The following is a 21682-nucleotide window of genomic DNA, read 5'->3' on the forward strand; positions in this document are numbered from 1 at the left end:
ATTCGACGCCTGCCAACACGCGCAGCGGCACCGTCACATTCCTGTGATCGATGGCAGGCATCGAATAACCCTTAACGTACGCGGAAGTTTGAGGCCCTTCGCGTTGGAACGCCGGCTGCTGCGCCACCGCGCGCGGTAATGGCCTCTCCGCTAGAACCAGGTTGGATTTCTTCCACGGGAACGAGAATGTCCGCCCCGCCGATGATAGCGCGAGAAGCCTGCGGCGCCCGCGCCGTACACGCTCGTGAAGCTCTTGTCGCGGCTCGCTTTGCCGGGCGCGCCGGCCAGGCGAAATGCCGGATGACAGCTGCGCCCCCCCGAACTCCGGTGCAATAGGCCGACGCGCGGAAGGGGCGTCCGAGCCGCACCATTCGTCTTTTAGAACTCGGTCTAGCGGCAAGGAGGAAAGGGCTGGTATATGAAAGAATGTACACTGGCTCAGTCGTCATTCCGAGTCGCTTCCGTTCCTAGAACTTATGCCGGATCCCGACCACAGCGGCGACTTGCGTGCTGGTAGTCGACGGTGCGCCGATCGCCTCGATCCACGCATTCAAGTGCTTCGAAGTCGTTTGATACATCCCGTTCAGATAAATGTCCGTACGCTTGGAAAGAAAGTACTGTACGCCGGCGCTCGTCTGCCAGTAGTTACCCGTCCCCGCACCCTGCGTGGCGTGCGTGTAGGTTTCGCCTATCGCAGCGAACAAGGCCGGCGTGAACATATACCGAAGGCTGAGTTCGCCATTCTCGAAGTGCACTGATCCTGTTCCTCCTCCATTGCCAGTAGCGCCCGAAAACAGCGAGCCACGCGTCGGATTGCCGAAAAGTGCTCCGGTGTACAGCAGACCGATCGTCGCCGGACCGATGGCGTACGTCCCCCCCGCGCCCCACTGCTGAACGGTCTCAGCGGTGGCTAGGAACGGCATCGTTGTTGCACTGTAGTAGTTGTCTGATGGAATCGCTCCGACCGTATCATTGCGGAACGCCGGATTGGTCAGACGCACGTAGGCTGCGCCCAAGTTGAGCGGTCCGTTCGAGTAGCTCGCACCGAAGCTGTACGCCCGATTCACGGCAAAGCTCGACGAATTCGAGAAGGCGTACATCGCTTCCGCCTGAAAGCCGGCGTAGTTCAGCGTCGAATACTTCACCGCGTTATCGGTGCGATACGTATTGTTGATATTGTCGTTGTCCAGCGGATGCGTTGAGTATGCTGTGAGCGTCGTGCTTCCCCCAACCTGCAATGGCGCGACGAATACCTGCAGGGAGTTGTACTGGCGACCCAGCGTCAGCGTGCCGTACTGATTCGACGAAAGGCCCACCCAGGCCTGACGGCCGAACATGCGTCCGCCTTGCTTGAGCCCACCCGTTTCCACGTTGAAGCCGTTCTCGAGTTGAAACACAGCCTTCAGCCCGCCCCCAAGATCTTCCGAACCTTTGAGTCCCCACCGCGAGCCTTGTTCATTGCTCTCGGTCGCCTGCCACGAGGAATGACCGCCGTTGTTGTTCGTGTAGGTGAACCCCGCGTCGATAAGACCGTAGAGCGTAACGCTGCTTTGCGCCTGGGCCGCGCAAGCAAAACCGCTCGCCGCAGCAAGCGCGAAAAGCGACTTCTTCATTGATTGTCTCCAGAGATTGTTATTGATCTGCACGGGGCGGCTCGAAACCATCGGCTCGACGGCTGATAGGTGTCTCGGTCCAATGCTCAGTTGCTTTCGCGTTCAGGCTTGGTCAGATACGCGGCCGCACCCGGCATCGCCTGATTGCGTCGAATTTCCAAACGAGCGACGGTCTGCAAGTGGACCTGATCCGGGCCGTCCGCGAAACGCAGTCCCCGGCCCCACGTCCAGTGATCGGCCAGCGGCGTATCCGGGCTCAGGCCCATCGCGCCGAACACCTGCATCGCCCGGTCGCATACGTTCGTATGAACCGTGGGCACGAGCGCCTTGATCATCGAGATCTCCTTGCGTGCCTCGCGCACGCCGACGTTGTCGATGAGCCAGGCGGTCTTGAGGACCAGCAATCGCGCCTGATCGATCTCGATGCGCGACTGCGCAATCCACTCGCCGATCGTTCCATGCTGGCTCAGGGACTTCCCGAACGCTTTGCGCTCCTCGGCGCGCTCGATCATCAACTCCAAAGCCAGTTCCGCCGCACCGATGGAGCGCATGCAATGGTGAATGCGTCCCGGCCCGAGTCGCGCTTGCGCGAGTGCAAAACCGCTGCCTTCCTCTCCAAGCAAGTTCGCTACCGGCACTCGGACATCCGTGAAGGTGACTTCGCAATGCCCTTCGGGCGACATGTGATTGAGCACGCTGATGTTACGTTCGACCTTGATCCCGGGCGTATCAGAAGGCACCAGAATCATGCTTTGCTGTCGATGCGACTCGGCATCAGGGTCGGTCTTCCCCATCACGATGAAAACCTTGCAGTTCGGATGCGCGGCATTGGTGATGAACCACTTTCTGCCGTTGATGACATACTCGTCGCCTTCACGCCGAATGCGCGTAGTGATGTTGGTTGCGTCCGAGGAAGACACATCCGGTTCGGTCATCGCGAAGGCGGAGCGGATCCGTCCGTGCAGCAATGGCAGCAGCCACTGCTCGCGCTGCTGCGGCGACGCGAACATGTGCAGCAGTTCCATATTGCCGGTGTCTGGTGCATTGCAATTGAACACTTCGGAAGCCCACGACACGCGACCCATGATCTCGGCAAGAGGCGCATAGTCGAGGTTGCTCAGACGCGTTCCGGGCTCGTCGTCCGCCAGGGCGGGAAGGAAGAGATTCCACAACCCTTCTGCCTTCGCCTGAGCCTTGAGGTCTTCCATGAACGACACCGGAAAATGACCGGCGTGAACCTCGTCGTTCCATTGACGGATGCGCGGCACGACGTGCTGATCCATGAAACCACGCACGCGGCGTCGCAGATCCTCGACCTTTTGAGTGTATGAAAAATCCATGATTCGTCGTAGTCCTTATATACGTTAGTAGCTTACGTTCGCGTAGGCTGCGCTGGCCGGCTGCGCGCTTAGATGGTCAGCCCGCCATCGACCACGATGCACTCGCCGTTTGTATAGCTCGCGGCATCGGACACGAGATAGAGCACCGTTCCCGCCATCTCCCGCGGCTCGGCGTGGCGGCGCAAGGGAATCTTGTTCATCCACTGTTCGTAGATCGATCTCGTCTCGAAGAGCGCGCCGGCGAACTTAGTCCGTGTCAAGCCCGGAAGCAGCGCATTCACGCGAATGCCCAGCGGTCCGCATTCCTTCGCGAATGCCTTGGTCATGTTGACGACGGCCGCCTTGCTGATCGAATAGATGGCTTGCATATCACCCGGCTGCAACGCGTTGATCGACGCAGTATTGACGATGGCGCCACCGCCGTTCTCGCGCATGAGCTTGCCCGCCTCGACGGACATAAAGAAGTAACCGCGAACGTTGACCTCGACCGTCTTTTCATACGCGGGGAGGTCGGTGTCCAGAATGTGACCGAAGTACGGATTGGCCGCAGCGTTGTTGACGAGAATATCCAGTCGGCCATGCACCTTGCGGATATGATCGAACGCGCTGGCGATATCCTCCATGCGTCCCACGTGACACGCGAGCGCCTCCGCAGTGCCGCCGGTATCGCGGATCTTCGCCACGACACCTTCGCAATCGCTCAGCTTGCGGCTGGACACGATCACATGCGCGCCTTGCTCAGCCAGCAATGTCGCAATTTCCTCGCCGATGCCGCGGCTCGCGCCGGTCACCAGAGCGACCTTTTCAGTCAAGTCAAAGAGGTTGGTGCTCATCTATGTTCCACTCCATTAAGTCAGGCAGTTCTGTCATCGATATGGGCATCTTCGTTTGCGCGCGAGCGCCTTTAGTCGCTCTGGCGGCGCTACGACGCCCGTTCTCAGGCCGCTTGTTCAAGCAACTCGGTAGCCATTTCAGCCAGTTGACCGGTCATCTCGCCCACCTCGCGCGCCCGTGCATGTGATGCATTTCCCTTCAATGCGCGCATCTTGACGCCTTGCGCGATAGCCGCGAGACGGAAGAAGCTCATCGCCAGATAGAAATGCCAGTCGGTAATCGGTGGAATGCCCCGCAACTCGCAATAGCGCGCAACGATCGCCGCTTCATCGGGCACGCCGAGACCGGCGCGACTCATACCGCCCAGTCCGGTGATCGGGCCATCGGCGGGCAACCGCAGACACATGCAAAAATAGGCGAGATCCGCGAGGGGATCGCCGAGCGTCGACAGCTCCCAATCGAGCAGCGCCCGTACGCGGCACGCGTGCCGGTCGAAGATCAGGTTATCGATACGAAAATCCCCGTGAACCAGCGACGGACGACCCTCATCGACGGGACAATTGGCGGGCAGCCAGTCGATCAACGCTTCCATTGCTCCCAGCCGCTCGGTTTCGGCAGCACGGTATTGCTTGGTCCACAAACCGATCTGACGCTCGAAGTAGTTCCCGGCGCGACCATAGTCCGCCAGTCCCACGGCTTCGACGTCGACGTCGTGGAGTTTCGCCATCGTGCCGAGAATGGCGTCATAGACGGGCTGTCTCTGATCACGCGCTATCTCGGGCAGCGCCGGATCCCAGTAGATGTGCCCCTCCTCGAAGCTCATCACATAGAACATGCTGCCGATGACGTCCCGGTCCTCGCAGAGGTGATAGGCACGCGCCACCGGCACGTCGGTATTGCCGAGCGCGGTAAGCACGCGAAACTCGCGGTCCACCGCATGTGCTGACTTGAGTAACTCTCCGGGGGGCTGGCGCCGCAGCACATAGCGTCCGCTTTTCGCGTCGAGGAGGAATGTGGGATTCGACTGACCGCCGGCGAACTTGTCCGCGCTCACGGGTCCTTCGAAGCCCGGTATCCGTTCTTCCAGATAGGAAGTCAGCCTGTCGATATCGAGTTGATTCGGTTCTTTCATCGTCGTTGAGCCTTCGAATTGGAGTCAGGCATAAGTCTGGAACTGGCGGCGCTCGGGATGATCCAGATGCGGATCCATATTGAAGCCCGCCAGATGGATCGCCTCGGCATTGAAGAAGAAACGGCAGAAGCTGCTATTGCGGATCTGCAAATTCAGTTCGATGGCCGTCGCCGCCGGCGCCCGAAGTATTTGTTGCAGCATGACGGCCATTGCTCCGCCGGACGTCACGGCGAGCACCTTCTTGCCGGATCCTTGTTGTATCGCCTGCCTCGCGGCGCGCACGCGCTGCTGAAATGCGTTCCATGTTTCCGGAACCGGCCCTTCGAGCTTGTCTTCCGCCCAGAGCGAGAGAACCTGCTTCAGCCCCGCGTAAAAGTCTCGCTTCGTGCCAGTGGCCGATGCCTTCAGTTGATGGTGTCGATCGCCGAGCGCGTCAAAGAGCGCGCGGAAGCTGTACTCATTGAGGCCGGCGTGCTGCTCGATGTGCGCCACAGGACGACCCAGGCCATTCAGAATCGCATCGAGCGTCTGCTGGTGGCGTCGCATCGTGCCCACGACCACATGGTCAAACCTGATATCGCGGCTTGCAAAGTACTCGCCGAGCCACGCGGCCTGATGTTCACCGATTTCCGACAACTGGTCGTAGTTCTCCGCGCCGAACGAGGCCTGACCATGCCGCACCAAATAGAGTTCTGCCATTTCCAGCTCAACTTTTCGTAGGACAGCCGTGGCCGGCACGCCCGGTTTGCAAATTCGGCTCGATCACGCGACCGCCTTCATCATGTCCTCGACGACCTTCTTCGCATCGCCGAACACCATCATGGTCTTGTCCATGTAGAACAGTTCGTTGTCGAGACCGGCATAACCCGCCGCCATCGAGCGCTTGTTCACGATCACCGTGCGCGCCTTGTAGGCTTCGAGAATCGGCATGCCTGCGATGGGCGACTTCGGATCATTCTTCGCAGCGGGATTCACCACGTCGTTCGCACCCAGCACGAGCACCACGTCCGTCTGCCCGAATTCGCCGTTGATGTCCTCCATCTCCTGCACGAGTTCGTAAGGCACCTCGGCTTCCGCGAGCAACACGTTCATATGGCCCGGCATGCGGCCCGCCACGGGATGGATCGCGTAACGCACGTCGACGCCCTTCTCCACCAGCGCTTCGGTCAACTCCTTCAGCGCATGTTGAGCGCGCGCCACGGCGAGACCGTAACCCGGCACGATCACCACGCTCTCCGCATTGCCCAGCATGAACGCGGCGTCATCGGCCGAACCCGCCTTCACCGGACGCTGTTCCTTCGTACCGATCGCAACCGCCGCATCAGCCTCGCCGCCGAAGCCACCCAGGATCACATTGAAGAACGAGCGGTTCATCGCGCGGCACATGATGTAGGACAGAATCGCGCCCGACGAGCCCACCAGCGAACCTGCGATGATCAGCATCGGGTTGTTGAGCGAGAAGCCGATGCCCGCCGCCGCCCATCCCGAGTACGAGTTGAGCATCGACACGACCACCGGCATGTCCGCGCCGCCGATCGGAATGATGATGAGCACGCCGAGCGCGAACGCGATCGCCGTCATGACGATGAACGGCAGCCACGCCTGCGTGAGCATGAAGGCGACGCCCATGCCGATCATCGCGATAGCGAGCAGCAGATTGATCATGTGCTGACCCGCATACACGACCGGCGCGCCCTTGAACAACCGGAACTTGTACTTGCCCGAGAGCTTGCCGAACGCGATGACCGAACCCGAGAACGTGATCGCGCCGACGAACGTGCCGATGAAAAGCTCGACCCGGTTGCCGTACGGAATCGCCTCGCCGGATGCCGCGAGGCCGAACGCCGACGGCTCGGCGACCACGCCATACGCGATGCACACTGCGGCAAGGCCGATCAGCGAGTGCATCGCGGCGACGAGTTCGGGCATCTTCGTCATCTCGACTTTCGCCGCGATGTAAGCGCCCGCCGCACCGCCGATGATGAGCGCCGCGAACAGCAGCCCCAGCCCGAGTCCGAGGTTCGAGCCCAGACCGCTCGCCTGCTTCACGATCAGCGCGAGGGTCGTGACAATGGCAAGCCCCATGCCGGTCATCCCGAAGGTATTGCCAATGCGCGCGGTCTTCGGATTCGAGAGGCCTTTCAACGCCTGAATGAAGCAGATGGAGGCGATGAGATACAGGAGAATCACGATATTCATGCTCATTTCGCGCCCTCCTTGCTCACGATCTTCTTCGGCTCCTTTTTCTTGAACATCTCAAGCATGCGTCGCGTGACGAGAAAGCCGCCGAACACGTTCACTGCCGCGAGCAGCACGGCGAGCGTGCCGAAAAACTTGCCCGGTGCGCCGACCGTCAGGCCGACCGCGAGCATCGCGCCGACGATCACGATCGCCGAGATCGCGTTGGTCACGGCCATGAGCGGCGTGTGCAGCGCCGGCGTGACGTTCCACACGACGTGATAGCCGACATAGATCGCCAGCACGAAGGTAATCAGATTGACCACGGTATGGTTGATGACTTCCATCTTTATCCCTTTGTCTTGCGCATGACTTCGCCATCGCGACACAGCAGCGTGGCCGCAACGATGTCGTCTGCGAGATCGATGTTGAGCGTGCCTTCCCCGGTGACGATCAGCTTCAGGAAGTCGAGCAGATTGCGTGCATAGAGCGCGGACGCATCGGCCGGCACCATCGAGGCGAGGTTCGCATGGCCCACGATCGTCACGCCATGCTTCTGAACGACCTTGTCGACTTCGGTCAGCGGACAGTTGCCGCCCTTCCTACCTTCGAATTCCGGACCACGTCCGGCGGCCAGATCGACGATCACGGAGCCCGGCTTCATGGCCTGGACGGTTTCGACGGAGATCAGCGTCGGCGCGGCGCGACCCGGAATCAGCGCCGTCGTGATGATGACGTCCGCCTGCTTCGCCCGTTCATGGACGAGCGCGGCCTGACGCGCGAGCCAGCTCGCCGGCATCGGTCGCGCATAGCCGCCCGTGCCCTGTGCCGCCTCGCGCTCCTCGTCGGTCTGGTACGGCACGTCGAGGAACTTCGCGCCGAGCGACTCGATTTGCTCCTTCACCGCCGGGCGCACATCGGATGCTTCGACCACGGCACCCAGGCGCTTGGCGGTCGCGATCGCCTGCAGTCCGGCCACGCCCGCGCCCAGCACCAGCACGCGCGCGGCCTTGACGGTTCCGGCGGCGGTCATCAGCATCGGCATGAAGCGCGGATAGTGCTCGGCCGCCACCAGCACGGCCTTGTAGCCCGCGATGTTCGCCTGCGAGGACAACACGTCGAGGCTTTGCGCACGCGTCGTTCGCGGCGCGGCTTCGAGCGCGAAGGCCGTCACGCCCGCCGCCGCGAGCCGCGCCGTGTTGTCGGTATTGAAGGGATCGAGCATGCCGGCCAGCACCGCGCCCGGCTTCATCAGCGACAACTCCGTCTCGGTCGGCGAAGCAACCTTCAGCACAATTTGCGCGCCGAACGCCGATGCCGCGTCGCCGATTTGCGCGCCCGCCTTGCGGTACGCGTCGTCCGTGTAGTGCGCACATTCGCCGGCGCCCGACTCGACCATCACGCTGCGTCCTTGCGACACGAGCGATTTGACCGTATCGGGCGTCGCTGCGACGAGCGACTTTCGACCCCGCGACTCAGCGGGCACTCCAATCTGCATTTCAGACCTCACCTTGCGCTGTCTGCGCCGATACCAATTTCTAAAGAGATGACGAATGGCAAACGGCCTACCGGTCGCAAGATTCGTCATCCTTAACACATTTCGGATATGTACGGGCCTATCGCCCGCGTCGTTTCAGTGATGCGGCGTCAGATCAGACCGGCACCTCGCCTTCCAGCGTGATGCGGTTGAGCACGCGTTCTGCCTCACCGTAATCGTGCACGGCGTAGTGCATCGTGCAGCGGTTGTCCCACATCACGACGTCGCCTTCTTGCCACATGTGCCGGTAGACGTTGTCAGGCGTCGTCGAATGTTCGTAGAGGAAATCGAGAATGGGGCGGCTCTCGGCAACGGTCATGCCCTCGATCTGCTTGGCGGTCTCGGGATGACCGACATAAAGTGCCTTGCGGCGCGTCTCCGGATGCGTGCGGATGATCGGATGAACCGCTTCCGGAATCTTGTCGATGTTTCTCATGCGGGCGAGACGCAAACCGGCAAAGCGCACGCGCAGGCCTTCGAGCATGCGCTGCATCGTCGGCGACAGGCGTTCGTATGAGACGTACTGGTTGCACCACATCGTGTCGCCGCCATGCGGGACCACCACGGCCGACAGGATGGAGATTTTCGGCGGCACCGGGGTGTAGATGGAATCCGAGTGCCACGCTTCCGTCGAAGCGGTTTCCTTCGGGATCTTGGTGACCTGGATGAGGCCCGGGCAGCCCGGCACACTCGGATCCAGCGGATTGTTTTGCGCCGGATTGCCCCAAAGCTTCGCGAACTCGACATGCGCTGCCGGTTGCAGGTGCTGACCGCGAAAAACGAGGACGCCGTGATCGAGGAACGCCTGATGCAGGACCTCGAACGTATCCCGGCTGACGGGCTCATTCAGGTTGACGCCTTCGACCAGTCCTCCAACCGAGCCGGTAAGCGGAGTAATGCGGATGCTCATGTCAATCTCCTGTATATGGATGCTGTTCATATGAAGCGGTCATGCCACGGTGAGCACGATCTTGCCGACGTGCTGATCAAGCTGCATGTAGGTATGCGCTTCGTGAATTTCGTCAATGGAGAATGTGCGGTCGATCGGCAGTCTGAGGCGGCCATCTTCCAGCGCCGGCAAAAGGTCGCGCGCGCAGGCCTGAATGCATTCGAGCCGCTCCTGCTCGCTGCGCGTGCGAAAGGTCACGCCGATGAGACTGAGGCGCTTGAGCCAGAGCTTCGCCAGATCGATCTGGGCAGTCGGCGCTCCGATGCGCGCAACCTGCACGAGCCGCCCCTTGATCGCGAGGCTGTCCATGTTGGCTTCGAAAACCGGGCCGCCCACCGTGTCTATGATGACATCGACTCCGCGCTTGTCCGTGGCGGCCATGACGGCGTCGACCTGCGACTCGCGCGACGAATCAATGCCGACATCCACACCGAAGCGGCTCAGCTTGTCGAGCTTCGCGGCCGACCGCGACACGCCTATGATCGGCTTCGCGCCGAGCGCCGAGGCGATCTGGATCGCCGCCATCGCGACGCCGCCGGAGGCGCCGTTGACGAGAATCGACTCGCCTTTACGCAGCTGGCCGTTCGTCACGACCGCGTCGTGCGCCGTGATGAACACGTTCGGAAACGCCGCAGCGTCGATCCACGACAGGTTCCCCGGCACCGGCATCAACGCGAGCGGATGAGCGACGACGAACTCCGCCTGGCAGTTCTTGCCGTGTCCCATCACGCGGTCGCCTTCCCGCCACGCGGTGACGCCTTCTCCGACCTGCACGATCTCCCCCGCGAACTCGACGCCCGCCGTGATGACGTTGCCCGAGCGCAACTCACCAGCCTGCTTGATCTCGCCGCGATTCAACCCTGCGGCGCGCACTCGAACGAGAACCTCTCCCGCGCTGGGCTGCGGCATGGGAACGTCCTGCAATTCGACCTTGCCGCCGGACGGGCCCGGTATGACGCGCACTGCTTTCACTGTCGTCTCCTCTCAAATATTAGTTCAGTTGCCTGACGTGGCTTTCCTGCGAATCGCCGTCAGCAATGCGTCCGCGCGCTCGGCGGCTGCCTGCGCGCCCGCGTGATTGCCCCGCACATAGGGCGGGCGAAGATCCTCTATCTCCGATAGCGCGCGCACCATCTCCTCGTCGGCGACGCATAGCCTGCGATATTCGTTCACCGTCAGAAGATAGGTATGGAAAACGTCCTTGCCGGGCTGCGTCACCCCGAGCCGGTGAAGCGCCGCGTTCAACCAGTGCGTGCCGGCGAGCATCGCCGCCTCGATCCGCATTTCGACGTCCTCCGGCGTGCATTTTCGAAGCGACCGCTCGATGCGTTCAGCCGCGGCGATGTGTTGTTCATTGTGCATGTTGCATTCCCTTCATGCGCTCGTTCAGCAGGCGAATGCACGTCCGAAGGGCCGCCTCGCATTCCTCGACGATCGCCGCCGTCGGCGTGACACCTTCCCGCACGCAAGGATCCCGGTACTGCTCGACGACCTCCATCGAATGCATCATCGACGCGACGTCGGCGGGCACTTGCGCCTCGATCACCGGCCGACCGACGTGCAGCACGTCACCCAGCGGGCGAAACGTTGCCTTCAACGCGCCGTCGGGCCGCGCGACGAGATAAACGCCCGGCTGGGCAGCATATTCGTCTGCACTCGCGGTCACGCCGGCGTGGTGCAGCGCTGCATTGACTGCGTGGGTGCCGGCCGTCATGCCGGCCCAGAACCACAGCTCGTAGTCCTCTAGTGGATCGAACCGTTCCCGCAACGATTCCAGTCTGGCGATCTTCTCCAGATGGGCCTCGATATTCATGTTCAGTTCTCCCTGCGCTCAGGCGAAACGTCGCCTCCAGTGGAATCAACGATAGTGCCGCCCCCGGGACGTGTCAACAACTTCTATGTAGGACTATGGCAAATACCTATATAGGAGCTGAGGGAGTAGACCTATCCTATTTCCACGGATTCGCGCAATTCCACGCCTAATTCGGCGGAAACCTCGGTTCCGATTATTCCGCGACATCTATACAGGAGTTAATTCAATGCCTCGCGCCATCGTGCTCCACGCCACCGACAACGTGGCAACACTGCTGGACCCCGGACAGGAAGGGGATGCCTGCGTTCTGCAGGGAGAAGGAACAGGTCAGGTGACCCTGATGCAGGACGTTCCGTTCGGTCACAAGGTCTGCATCGTGCCCACCGCTGCTGGCGCCAACGTACTCAAGTACGGCGAGGTCATCGGCACTGCGCATCGGGCGCTCCGAGTCGGCGAGCACACGCACGTTCATAACGTTGATTCCACCCGCGGCCGCGGTGATCTGAATGCGAGGTAACTACGCGATGAAAACATTCCTTGGCTACCGACGCGAAAACGGCACGGTAGGCGTGCGCAACTGGGTTGCGGTGATTTCCGTCATGGACAACTGCAATCCAGTCACGCGCACGATCAGCGACGCGGTCGAAGGCACGATCCCGGTCACGACGCTGTTCGTGCGCGGGCAGTTCGGCGCGGATCTCGATTTCGCCTATGAATCTCTGGCGGGACTGGGGCGCAATCCGAATATCGCGAGCGTGCTGCTCGTCGGGCTCGAAGAATCGTCGACGGAAGAAGTGGCGTCGCGCATTCGCGCCACCGGAAAGACAGTCGAAGCGGTGCATCTGCAGCCCAACGGCACCATCACGTGCATCGCGGAAGGCACGCGCAAGGCGATGCGTCTCGCGATTGCCGCGTCGCGCTTGCGCCGCGAGCCGTGCCCCGTTTCCGGCCTCGTTCTTGGTGTCGAATGCGGCGGCTCGGACACGACCTCCGGTCTGAGCTGCAACCCGACCATCGGCCGGATGGCGGACAAGGTCATCGCAGAAGGCGGCACGGTCATCATTTCGGAGACCTCCGAGTTCATCGGCGCGGAGCATTTGTTCGCGGCGCGCGCCATCGACGAAACGGTGCGGTCGGCCTTCGTCAAAGCGGTGCGCGACATGGAACAAGGTGCCATCGCGCGTGGCGTTGACATGCGCGACTCGCAGCCCTCGCCCGACAACAAGAAAGGCGGCCTGACGACCGTCGAGGAAAAAGCGCTCGGCGCGATGGCGAAAGCAGGCTCGAGTCCGCTCGTCGGCGTGCTTCGCTACGGCGAAGCCCCTGTGCGCAAGGGACTGCACTTCATGGACGCTCCCGCTGCGGCCGTGGAAAACCTCACCGCAATGGCTGCGGGCGGCTGTCAACTGACCTTCTTCGGCACGGGCGTCGGCAATCCCATCGGCAACATGGTGGCACCCACGGTGAAGGTGTGCGGGAACGTCCATACCTTGCACACGATGCGCGACAACATCGATTTCGATGCGAGCGGCGTGCTCGAGCAAGCCATGAAGATTTCCGACATCGGCGACCGGCTGTATGAGTACGCCGTGGACGTCGCGTCGGGTACACGCCTCGCGAGCGAAGTGCTCGATGTGCGCGAGACCGCGGTCAGCCGCTTCGAACGCAGCCTCTGAACCCGATCATGACCAAGCGAACCATGGTGTCGGACGCCATCATCCGCGATATCGAATCGGGGTCACTCCGCGAGGGTGATCGCCTGCCTTCCGAAGGCGAACTGGCGGCACGGCACCGTGTCAGCGTCGGCACGGTCCAGAAGGCGCTCACGCAACTCGCGCACTCCGGGCTCATCACGCGCGAACAAGGACGCGGCACGTTCGTGTCGGGCACGCGCGTGGCGCCCGCCGACGTCCGCTACCTTCGTTTCAGTGGCGCAGACGGCCGTGATCTGCCGTGTTATGTCCACGCGCGTTCGGTCAAGCGCACGACGCGCAAGGGGCCGTGGTCGGAGTTTCTCGGCGGCGAAGGCTTCGTGCGGATCGAGCGCATCATCAACGTGGGCGGCCGCTTCGACCTCTACAGCGAATTCTGGCTGCGCGAGGAAGACTTTGCCGAACTCGGTGGCCTCGACCGCTCCGCGCTCGAGAAGAACCTGCGGGAACTCGTGGGCCAGCGGCTCGCGCTGCCCACGTTGCGCGTGGACCAGTGGATCCGCTTCGGCGAACTGCCCTCCGCCGCTGCTCAGGAACTGACGATCTCGGCCGGGCAGGCGGGGCTCATCAAGGAGTTGCGCGGCTACACGCTGCGCAATCGGCCGCTCTACTATCAGTCCGTCTATGCCGGACCGTTCAAAGAGCGTCTTCTGATCGCGCGGGAGAACGGGCAATGAACACGCACTGGTTACCTGACACCATCGAGCAATGGACCGCACGCGTCTTCGAAACGTGCGGCGTGCCGCAGGATCACGCGGCCGAGGCGGCCTCGATGCTCGTTCGCAGCGAGTTGCGCGGCTACAAGACGCACGGCATGACGCGCCTCTCGTCCTACGTGAACCGGCTGAAGGCCAATGAGTTCAACCCGAAGCCGACGATGACGCATCGGGCGTTCCCCGGCGGCATCGTGCTGAACGCCGACGGCGCGCTGGGGCAGATCGCCGGTCCCCGCGCCGTGCGCCTCGCGCTCGAAGCGCTGCAGAAGAGCGCTTCGGTGCTCGTCGTGATGCAGTCGTGCGGCCATCTCGGGGCGCTGGGCATTCACACGCTGCTGGCCGCGGAAGGCGGCGCATTCAGCATGATGGGGCAGCACACGCCGCCCGCGCTCGCGCTCGAAGGCTTCCGTGCCCCTGCGATTGGGCACAACCCGATCGCCTTTGGCTGCCCTTTGGCGGGGCAAGCCCCGATCGTCTTCGACGTGGCGTGCAGCGTCGCGGCGCGCGGACACATTCTGCTCGCCGCTCGCGAAGGCAAGCCGATTCCCGAGGGCTGGGCGCTCGATTCGGAAGGCCGGCCCACCACGGATCCAAAACACGCGCTCGAGGGCTCGCTGATGCCGATGAGCGGATACAAGGGCATGGGCATCGCGATGATGGTCGAGTGTCTGGCAGGCGCGCTTGCGGCGCGCGCTGACTCGCTCAGCGCGCCGCGCGGCGAGGCCATGCAGGACGCGTTCCTCTGGCTCGTGCGACCCGAATCCTATGCGGGGCGTGAAGCCTTCGACGAATACATGCGCGAGTGGACGCAGACCTACGTGGCAGCGGGCGGCGATGCCCGGCTGCCGGGTGCGCGTGGCGATGTGCTCGAGCGCGAGGCACGCGAACGCGGGATGACCCTGCCCGTGCCGATCACACAGGAACTGATCGCGCTGGGCGAGCGGCTCGGCGTGCCGTTTCCGGCGTAACCACACCTGTCCTCCGACAACATCATTTGACGAGTAACTGTTACATGAATGCCCCTCTTCCAGAAGCACCCCGCAAGGCCATGGAGGCCGTCACGCTTGACGACAAGTACGCGCTCGAAACGGGACGCGCCTTCATGAGTGGCGTGCAGGCGCTCGTGCGTCTGCCGCTCATGCAGCGCGCACGCGATGCGCAGGCTGGCCACAATACTGCCGCGTTCATCTCCGGCTATCGCGGCTCGCCGCTCGGCACCTACGACCAGACGCTTTGGCAGGCGAAGAAGCATCTCGCGGACAACCATGTCGTGTTCAAGCCCGGTGTCAACGAAGAGCTTGGCGTGACGGCCGTCTGGGGCTCTCAGCAGCTCGAATTCGACCCGGCAAGCAAGAAATACGACGGCGTGTTCGGCATCTGGTACGGCAAGGGCCCGGGCGTGGACCGCAGCGGCGACGCCCTCAAGCACGCCAACCTCGCGGGCACGGCGCCCCTCGGCGGTGTGATTGCACTGGCCGGAGACGATCATGTCTCGAAGAGCAGCACGCTCGCGCACCAGAGCGATCACACGTTCATCGCGGCCGGACTGCCGGTCTTCTTTCCCGCGAACGTGCAGGACATTCTGGATCTCGGTGCGCACGCCTTCGCGCTGAGCCGCTTCAGCGGCCTGTGGGCGGGCATGAAGACGGTGCAGGAAGTGGTCGAATCCGGCTCGTCGGTCCTCACCGACCTCGACCGCGTGCGCATCTGCCTGCCCGAAGACTTTGCCGTGCCGCAAGGCGGCCTGCAGATCCGCTGGCCCGATGATCCGCTCGGTCAAGAAGCGCGGATGATGGAGTACAAGTGGCCCGCCGCGCTCGCCTATGTCCGCGCGAACCGGCTGAACCACAACGTCATCGAAGGCCCGAATGATCGCCTCGGCATCATTGCGAGCGGCAAGGCCTACAACGACGCGCGCCAGGCGCTGATCGACCTTGGACTCACGAACGCGCTGTGCCGCGAGCTCGGCATCCGCCTCCACAAAGTCAGCGTGGTCTGGCCGCTCGAACCGCAGGGCGTGCGCGAATTTGCGCGCGGTCTGCGGGAGATCCTCGTCGTCGAGGAAAAGCGCTCGTTGATCGAACAGCAGTTGAAAGACGAGCTTTACCATTGCAGCGCCGACGCACGGCCCATCGTGCTCGGCAAGTACGTCCACGGCGACAACGAAGTGGCTGGCGGCGAATGGAGCCACGCCCGCCCGGCCGACGACTGGCTGCTGCGCGCGAAGGCGGATCTCACGCCCTCGACGGTTGCGAAGGCGATCGCGGGGCGCCTGAAGAAACTGGGCGTGCCGCCCGACGTCGCCGCGCGCATGGACGTGCGCCTCGCGCAGATCGACGCCGCCGAACGGGCGGCCGCCGATGGCGCCAAGGTCGGCGCGGACCGCTTGCCATGGTTCTGCCCGGGCTGTCCGCACAACACCAGCACGCGCGTGCCCGAAGGCTCGCTCGCGACGGCGGGAATCGGATGCCATGGCATGGCCACGTGGATGGACCGCTCGACCACGTCGTGGTCGCAAATGGGCGGGGAAGGCGTGTCCTGGATGGGACAGGCGCCGTTCAGCAAGCGCGCCCACATGTTCGCCAATCTCGGCGACGGCACCTACAACCACTCGGGCCTGCTCGCCATCCGTCAGTCGGTCAACGCCGGCGTCAACATCACGTACAAGATCCTGTTCAACAGTGCCGTGGCCATGACGGGCGGCCAACCCGTCGACGGTCAGCTCGACGTGCACGGCATGACCCGCGAGCTGACCGCCGAGGGCGTGAAGCGCATCGTCGTGGTGACCGATGAGCCGGAGAAGTACGCCGGTGCGGCCGATCTCGCACCGGGCGTCACGGTTCGCCATCGCGATGCGCTCGATGACGTGCAGCGCGAGCTGCGCGAGCTCGAGGGCGCGACCGCCATCATCTACGACCAGGTCTGCGCCACCAAGAAGCGTCGCGAGCGCAAGCGCGGCACCATGGCCGATCCGGACAAGCGCGTCATCATCAACGAGCTCGTGTGTGAAGGCTGCGGCGACTGTTCTGTCGAGAGCAACTGCGTGGCCGTCGAACCGCTCGAAACCGATTTTGGCCGCAAACGCCAGATCAACCAGAATACCTGCAACAAGGATTTCTCCTGCGTCAAGGGCTTCTGCCCGAGCTTCGTCACGGTGGAAGGCGGCCAGCTGAGAAAGCCGGGCGCGGCGCGCAGCGCGAAGCTCTCCGATATGCCTGCCCTGCCCGAACCGACGCTGCCCGACGCCAACGTCGCGCAACGCATCCTTGTGGCCGGCGTGGGCGGCACCGGCATCGTGACGATCGGTCAGGTGCTCGGCATGGCGGCGCACCTCGAAGGCAGATGCGTCACCACGCAGGATGCGACCGGCATGGCGCAGATGGGCGGCGCGACCTGGAGCCACATCCAGATCGCAAGTGACGACAATGCCCTGCATGCAACACGGGTCGATACCGCTTCGGCCGACCTCGTGCTCGCTTGCGACACGGTGGTGGGCGCGAACAAGTTCACCCTCTCCACTCTGCATTCCGGGCGCAGCTATGTCGTGCTCAATAGCCACGTGACGCCGACCGCGGCGTTCGTGCGCAATCCCGACTGGCAAGCCGGCACCGACCAGTCGATCGCGGCGATTTCGCAAGGGGCGGGCCCCGGCCAGCTTGGCGTCTTCGACGCCGAACGGATGGCCACGCAGTTGCTTGGCCAGTCGATCTATTCGAACCTGATGCTGCTCGGCTATGCATGGCAAAAGGGCCGGGTTCCTCTTTCGCGTGCCGCGCTGATGCGTGCGATCGAGCTCAATAACGTGCAGGTCGAGAACAACAAGGCCGCCTTCGAGTGGGGCCGGCATTGCGCCCACGACCTCGACAAGGTGCCCGTGCGCTCCGCCGACGCGCAAGTGATTCAGTTGGCGAAGAAGCCGTCGCTCGACGCGTTCATCGATCAGCGCGTGCAGTTTCTCATCGGTTATCAGAACCGCCGATATGCCGCCGCCTACCGTGCATTCGTTGCGCAGGTGCAGGACGCGGAGTCGCGTCTGGGCGGCGACAAGCTCACCCGAACCGTGGCGCGCTATCTGTTCAAGCTGATGGCCTACAAAGACGAGTATGAAGTCGCGCGCCTGCATACCGACGCAGCATTCACGAACAAGATCGAGGCGATGTTCGAGGGCGATTACAAGCTCGTGCATCACCTCGCACCGCCGCTCCTCTCGAAACGCAATGCGAAGGGCGAACATATCAAACGATCCTTCGGGCCCGGCATTCGCCGTGCGTTTCGCGGGCTTGCCGCACTCAAGGCTTTGCGCGGAACACCTTTTGATCCATTCGGATATACCGGGGAGCGACGTACCGAGCGCGCGCTGATCGGCGAATACCGCGCCCGTATCGAGGAACTGCTGCAGACGCTCTCGAAGGAGAACCTCGGCCTCGCGGTGGAAATCGCCGGCCTTCCGGAAACCATTCGCGGCTATGGTCACGTCAAGGCTCGCAACCTCGATGCCGCGCGGGTTCGCTCGGCAGCGTTGATGCGCCAGTGGCGCGATGTCGAACGCGTTCCGGACCAGCCGTCCGCGCGGCTCGAACGGGCCGCAAGCTGAGCAAAACGATCCGCCGCGGTGCGCCACCAACGCGCCAATAGGCGCGCCCATCAGGCCGCGGCCAACCGGGAGACGGCTTCGCCGGTCCCGTCAGCCTTAGAGCAAAAACTGGCGCCGCCAGATAATTCAGGAGACATCATGCATCATCATCATTCAGCCGGCACCGCGTCTTCCCCGCCGATGACTTCGACCATCTCATCCGACAAGCCGTTGTCGAAACCGTGGGCCATCGGTGCGATCACGGTCGGCAGCGGTCTGGAGTTGTACGACTCGGTCGTGTACAACTTTTTCGCGACGCTGATTGGGCCGCAATACTTTCCGCTGACCGATCCTTTCGGTCAGTTGCTCTTTTCTTTTGCGGCCTTCGGCGTCGGCTACGTCATGCGGCCGATCGGCGGATTCGTAATTGGCGCCTATGCCGATCGCGTCGGCCGCAAGCCTGCCGTCGTGCTCACCCTGTGGCTGATGGCGCTGAGCGCCGCGCTGCTCGTGCTGACGCCGACCTATGCGCAGATCGGCCTGGCCGCGCCAATCCTGATGACGATCGCGCGTCTGCTGCAGGGCTTCGCGATCGGCGGCGAAATGGGACCGGCAAGCGCCATGCTGCTCGAATATGCCGACGAGAAATCACGCGGCTTCTATACGAGCTGGCAGCCGTTCAGCCAAGGGCTCGCTGCGATATTCGCCGCGCTCGTCGCCCTTTCATTGACCAATTTCCTTCCGCATTCCGCGCTGTCCTCCTGGGGCTGGCGCGTCTCGTTCGTCATCGGCATTCTGGTGATTCCGCTCAGCGTGATGATTCGCTCGCGCCTGGACGAAACCCTCGTGCCCACCAAGTGGGGCGAGAGCGACGCGACCTCGCACCGCCGCCTCGTGAAAGACAACTGGCGCGAGCTGTGTGCGAGCGTATTGCTGATGATCGGACTGGCATCGGCGGTGCATATCGTCGTCTTCTATCTCCCGAACTACGGCGCGATTCAGCTTCACCTTCCGCTTTCGCAATCGATCTGGGCGGGCTTCGTGGGCTCGCTGGCGCTTGCTGTGCTCTCGCCGTTCGCCGGCTGGCTCAGCGATCGCGTCGGCCGCCGCAAAGTCGTGTGGTGGTCGCGCTTCGCAATGCTCGCCATGATTTACCCGGCGTTCTACGCGCTCAACAACGTGCATTCTCTGACTTGCCTGCTGATCGTCGCCGGATGCCTCGCGATCCCCATGGCGATGACCTCCGCTTCGACCCTCGTGCTGGTGAGCGAAGTGCTGCCGCAACGGCTGCGCGCAACCGGGCTGTCGGTGAGCTATTACGTTGCGGTCGTCGTCTTCGGGAGCTTTTCGCAGTTCTTCTCGACCTTGCTGATCCATCTGACCAGGGATCCCAATGCGCCTGCTTACTATGTGATCGGCTGCGGCCTGATTTCACTCGCGGGGCTTGCCATGGTCCGCGAAACATTGGGTCGTCGACTTGCCTGAGGCGTCACGAGGCAGCGCGAGGTGCGCGTCCACGAAAAACCGCAAATGCGATCGAAGTTCAGTCTGAACGCGGAATCTCACATGGCCGGCGCTGTGCATGCACAGCGCCGGCCGGACGCGCACACCAATGCCTGACTGAACCCCAGGTACGACAGGGTCGAGGCATTGCCCATCTAATCGAGGAACGTATCGAAATGACCTTACCTACGCGCGCAACTCGTTCGCTGAAAGCCGACACGCTCGACGTCCAGACCGTCGACAGTAACGAAGCAGCGACATCGAAACCGAATGCCCAGCCGTCGCCTTCTCGCAACTGGGCATGGGCCGCTCACGGCCACTACGACTGGATGGATCTGCATGGTTCATATGTCCGCTTTGATGCAGGCAACGGCAACGATTCGCCGATCCGTCTCGGAACGCGAGCGGCAGCGACACATTGACGAGGCCGCGAGCAAGGCCAACCACGACAGGCCTGACTGGATTTCAATCAGTCACGCCCGCAGTCAATGCGCGTGTGGCAATATTCACGCGTTGCATGAAAGTGGGCGGCAGCGGACTCGACCAGAGCGGTTTCTTGCCCGATTTGGGTCGCGGACCGATGAATCGTCGTACGCGATGCATAGAGGATCAGTGGGCGCCATGCAAGCAACGACCATTGCCGGAGGGGAAGCGCGAATATCCGGATTTGATAAACGTCTCAGAGACCAAATGACGAAGCTATCCATGGTGTCGGAATCGATCATCCGGCACATCGAATCCGGGGGTCTGCGCGAGGGCGATCGTCTGCCCTCGGAGTCCGAGCTCGCAGTGAAACACGGCGTCAGCGTGGGCACCGTCCAAAAGGCGCTGATGCAGCTTGTGCATTCCGGGCTCATTACGCGGGAACAGGGAAGGGGTACCTTTGTGTCCGGTACGCGCGTCGCGCCGGCGGATGTCCGTTATCTGCAGTTTCGCGATGCGGACGGTAACGACATGCCGTCCTACGTTCATGCGCGCTCCGTGAAACGCCTCAAACGCAAAGGACCCTGGTCTGAGTTCCTGGCCGGCGACGGGTTCGTTCGAATCGATCGCGTCATCAACGTCGGAGGGAGATTCGATCTATACAGCGAGTTCTGGCTACGTGAGGAAGACTTTTCGGAACTGGGCGGGGTCGATCGGGCCGCGCTCGAACGGAACCTGCGCGAACTGGTCGCCCAGCGTCTTTCTTTGCCAACGCAGCGGGTGGATCAGTGGATTCGCTTCGACGTGCTTCCGGAAGTCGCCGCGCGCGAGCTGAAAATAGAAAGTGGCCAACCCGGCTTCATCATGGAAATGCGCGGTTATACCCTGCGAAACCGGCCCCTCTATTACCAGGCCGTGTATTCGGGCCCTTTCGCCGAGCGACTAGTCATCTTGCGCGATCATGAATGACGGATCTGCGCTTTGGATCCGACCCGCTCGACTTACTCCGTTTTCTGCAAGCGGTACAAAAGCCCAAAGCCCCTCATCGGATCTGCGGTCGGACTGATGTCGATCAAGGGCGAAGCTGCGTGACGGCCGTGGCGGCATGCGTTGAGTGGTTGACGCCGTCTTGACATAATGAACATTAGCGCATTGTGGTTTGTGGGAGCAACATGAGAATGTCGTGTTCTAGCAAGATACAAATGTCGCGTTTTGCGACCTCTGGCAAGCTGGCGACTCACTGCAGCACTGCAGGAGTCGTCCATGAAGCCAGCAACGTTGGTGACATTGAACATGCGCGAACTCGACCGTCTGAAGGTGATCCAGGCCGTGGTGGATATGGGAGTCAAACCCGGTCGA

General features: G+C 62.5%; 20 protein-coding genes. 8 read left to right on the forward strand and 12 right to left on the reverse strand.

Annotated elements, in window-relative coordinates:
- Positions 1-467: 467 nt before the first annotated feature.
- From AWB74_RS40125 to AWB74_RS40180, 12 genes are all read right to left on the reverse strand, one after another.
- Positions 468-1613 (reverse strand): porin, encoded by a 1146-nt coding sequence (locus AWB74_RS40125; protein ID WP_061152124.1) that lies wholly within the window; start codon positions 1611-1613, stop codon positions 468-470.
- Between the two features lie 86 nt (positions 1614-1699).
- On the reverse strand, positions 1700-2953 hold the full coding sequence (locus tag AWB74_RS40130; protein WP_061152107.1) for an acyl-CoA dehydrogenase family protein: 1254 nt from the start codon (positions 2951-2953) through the stop codon (positions 1700-1702).
- 68 nt (positions 2954-3021) lie between these two features.
- Positions 3022-3786, reverse strand: a complete 765-nt coding sequence (locus tag AWB74_RS40135; RefSeq protein ID WP_061152108.1) for an SDR family oxidoreductase — start codon at positions 3784-3786, stop codon at positions 3022-3024.
- Positions 3787-3890: 104 nt separating this feature from the next.
- Positions 3891-4919, reverse strand: coding sequence for a phosphotransferase (locus AWB74_RS40140; RefSeq protein ID WP_061152109.1), 1029 nt, complete (start codon positions 4917-4919; stop codon positions 3891-3893).
- 24 nt (positions 4920-4943) lie between these two features.
- Positions 4944-5618, reverse strand: a complete 675-nt coding sequence (locus AWB74_RS40145) for a histidine phosphatase family protein (RefSeq protein ID WP_061152110.1) — start codon at positions 5616-5618, stop codon at positions 4944-4946.
- Positions 5619-5681: 63 nt separating this feature from the next.
- Positions 5682-7124, reverse strand: a complete 1443-nt coding sequence (locus tag AWB74_RS40150; RefSeq protein WP_061152111.1) for an NAD(P)(+) transhydrogenase (Re/Si-specific) subunit beta — start codon at positions 7122-7124, stop codon at positions 5682-5684.
- Entirely contained in the window at positions 7121-7444 is a 324-nt protein-coding gene (locus AWB74_RS40155) for an NAD(P) transhydrogenase subunit alpha (protein ID WP_061152112.1), read from the reverse strand. Before AWB74_RS40155 ends, AWB74_RS40150 begins: the two co-directional genes overlap by 4 nt.
- A gap of 2 nt (positions 7445-7446) precedes the next feature.
- Complete coding sequence (locus AWB74_RS40160; RefSeq protein WP_061152113.1) at positions 7447-8595, reverse strand: Re/Si-specific NAD(P)(+) transhydrogenase subunit alpha; 1149 nt, start codon at positions 8593-8595, stop codon at positions 7447-7449.
- Between the two features lie 154 nt (positions 8596-8749).
- Entirely contained in the window at positions 8750-9544 is a 795-nt protein-coding gene (locus tag AWB74_RS40165; protein WP_061152114.1) for a TauD/TfdA dioxygenase family protein, read from the reverse strand.
- 39 nt (positions 9545-9583) lie between these two features.
- Positions 9584-10555, reverse strand: a complete 972-nt coding sequence (locus AWB74_RS40170; RefSeq protein WP_061152115.1) for a zinc-binding dehydrogenase — start codon at positions 10553-10555, stop codon at positions 9584-9586.
- A 24-nt stretch (positions 10556-10579) separates the two neighbouring features.
- Entirely contained in the window at positions 10580-10945 is a 366-nt protein-coding gene (locus tag AWB74_RS40175; protein ID WP_061152116.1) for a hypothetical protein, read from the reverse strand.
- Positions 10935-11396: a hypothetical protein gene (locus tag AWB74_RS40180; protein ID WP_061152117.1), complete on the reverse strand. Its 462-nt coding sequence runs from the start codon at positions 11394-11396 to the stop codon at positions 10935-10937. The genes AWB74_RS40175 and AWB74_RS40180 overlap by 11 nt, the downstream gene beginning before the upstream one ends.
- A gap of 226 nt (positions 11397-11622) precedes the next feature.
- Here AWB74_RS40180 and AWB74_RS40185 point away from each other — a divergent pair, with 226 nt between their 5' ends.
- From AWB74_RS40185 to AWB74_RS40215, 8 genes are all read left to right on the forward strand, one after another.
- Positions 11623-11913 (forward strand): UxaA family hydrolase, encoded by a 291-nt coding sequence (locus tag AWB74_RS40185; RefSeq protein WP_061152118.1) that lies wholly within the window; start codon positions 11623-11625, stop codon positions 11911-11913.
- 7 nt (positions 11914-11920) lie between these two features.
- Entirely contained in the window at positions 11921-13072 is a 1152-nt protein-coding gene (locus AWB74_RS40190) for a UxaA family hydrolase (protein WP_061152125.1), read from the forward strand.
- Positions 13073-13080: 8 nt separating this feature from the next.
- Positions 13081-13785, forward strand: coding sequence for a GntR family transcriptional regulator (locus tag AWB74_RS40195; RefSeq protein WP_061152119.1), 705 nt, complete (start codon positions 13081-13083; stop codon positions 13783-13785).
- Entirely contained in the window at positions 13782-14792 is a 1011-nt protein-coding gene (locus AWB74_RS40200; protein WP_061152120.1) for an Ldh family oxidoreductase, read from the forward strand. The genes AWB74_RS40195 and AWB74_RS40200 overlap by 4 nt, the downstream gene beginning before the upstream one ends.
- A gap of 44 nt (positions 14793-14836) precedes the next feature.
- The gene (locus tag AWB74_RS40205) at positions 14837-18418 is read left to right on the forward strand and encodes an indolepyruvate ferredoxin oxidoreductase family protein (RefSeq protein WP_061152121.1); all 3582 of its coding nucleotides are present in this window, start codon (positions 14837-14839) and stop codon (positions 18416-18418) included.
- A gap of 138 nt (positions 18419-18556) precedes the next feature.
- Positions 18557-19882, forward strand: a complete 1326-nt coding sequence (locus AWB74_RS40210; RefSeq protein WP_087039478.1) for an MFS transporter — start codon at positions 18557-18559, stop codon at positions 19880-19882.
- Positions 19883-20076: 194 nt separating this feature from the next.
- Complete coding sequence (locus AWB74_RS46065; RefSeq protein ID WP_143749443.1) at positions 20077-20322, forward strand: hypothetical protein; 246 nt, start codon at positions 20077-20079, stop codon at positions 20320-20322.
- A 268-nt stretch (positions 20323-20590) separates the two neighbouring features.
- On the forward strand, positions 20591-21292 hold the full coding sequence (locus tag AWB74_RS40215) for a GntR family transcriptional regulator (RefSeq protein ID WP_061152123.1): 702 nt from the start codon (positions 20591-20593) through the stop codon (positions 21290-21292).
- The last annotated feature ends 390 nt before the right edge of the window (positions 21293-21682 follow it).

The sequence above is a fragment of the Caballeronia arvi genome (assembly GCF_001544695.2).
GTDB lineage: Bacteria > Pseudomonadota > Gammaproteobacteria > Burkholderiales > Burkholderiaceae > Caballeronia > Caballeronia arvi.

Excerpts from the sequence above, each read along its gene's own strand:
- AWB74_RS40180 (WP_061152117.1), bottom strand. The coding sequence starts at position 11,396 with ATGAATATCGAGGCCCATCTGGAGAAGATCGCCAGACTGGAATCGTTG.
- AWB74_RS40135 (WP_061152108.1), bottom strand. The coding sequence starts at position 3,786 with ATGAGCACCAACCTCTTTGACTTGACTGAAAAGGTCGCTCTGGTGACC.
- AWB74_RS40150 (WP_061152111.1), bottom strand. The coding sequence starts at position 7,124 with ATGAGCATGAATATCGTGATTCTCCTGTATCTCATCGCCTCCATCTGC.
- AWB74_RS40175 (WP_061152116.1), bottom strand. The coding sequence starts at position 10,945 with ATGCACAATGAACAACACATCGCCGCGGCTGAACGCATCGAGCGGTCG.
- AWB74_RS40200 (WP_061152120.1), top strand. The coding sequence starts at position 13,782 with ATGAACACGCACTGGTTACCTGACACCATCGAGCAATGGACCGCACGC.
- AWB74_RS40130 (WP_061152107.1), bottom strand. The coding sequence starts at position 2,953 with ATGGATTTTTCATACACTCAAAAGGTCGAGGATCTGCGACGCCGCGTG.
- AWB74_RS40190 (WP_061152125.1), top strand. The coding sequence starts at position 11,921 with ATGAAAACATTCCTTGGCTACCGACGCGAAAACGGCACGGTAGGCGTG.
- AWB74_RS40185 (WP_061152118.1), top strand. The coding sequence starts at position 11,623 with ATGCCTCGCGCCATCGTGCTCCACGCCACCGACAACGTGGCAACACTG.
- AWB74_RS40165 (WP_061152114.1), bottom strand. The coding sequence starts at position 9,544 with ATGAGCATCCGCATTACTCCGCTTACCGGCTCGGTTGGAGGACTGGTC.
- AWB74_RS40210 (WP_087039478.1), top strand. The coding sequence starts at position 18,557 with ATGCATCATCATCATTCAGCCGGCACCGCGTCTTCCCCGCCGATGACT.
- AWB74_RS40215 (WP_061152123.1), top strand. The coding sequence starts at position 20,591 with ATGACGAAGCTATCCATGGTGTCGGAATCGATCATCCGGCACATCGAA.
- AWB74_RS40140 (WP_061152109.1), bottom strand. The coding sequence starts at position 4,919 with ATGAAAGAACCGAATCAACTCGATATCGACAGGCTGACTTCCTATCTG.
- AWB74_RS40145 (WP_061152110.1), bottom strand. The coding sequence starts at position 5,618 with ATGGCAGAACTCTATTTGGTGCGGCATGGTCAGGCCTCGTTCGGCGCG.
- AWB74_RS46065 (WP_143749443.1), top strand. The coding sequence starts at position 20,077 with ATGACCTTACCTACGCGCGCAACTCGTTCGCTGAAAGCCGACACGCTC.
- AWB74_RS40205 (WP_061152121.1), top strand. The coding sequence starts at position 14,837 with ATGAATGCCCCTCTTCCAGAAGCACCCCGCAAGGCCATGGAGGCCGTC.
- AWB74_RS40195 (WP_061152119.1), top strand. The coding sequence starts at position 13,081 with ATGACCAAGCGAACCATGGTGTCGGACGCCATCATCCGCGATATCGAA.
- AWB74_RS40125 (WP_061152124.1), bottom strand. The coding sequence starts at position 1,613 with ATGAAGAAGTCGCTTTTCGCGCTTGCTGCGGCGAGCGGTTTTGCTTGC.
- AWB74_RS40155 (WP_061152112.1), bottom strand. The coding sequence starts at position 7,444 with ATGGAAGTCATCAACCATACCGTGGTCAATCTGATTACCTTCGTGCTG.
- AWB74_RS40160 (WP_061152113.1), bottom strand. The coding sequence starts at position 8,595 with ATGCAGATTGGAGTGCCCGCTGAGTCGCGGGGTCGAAAGTCGCTCGTC.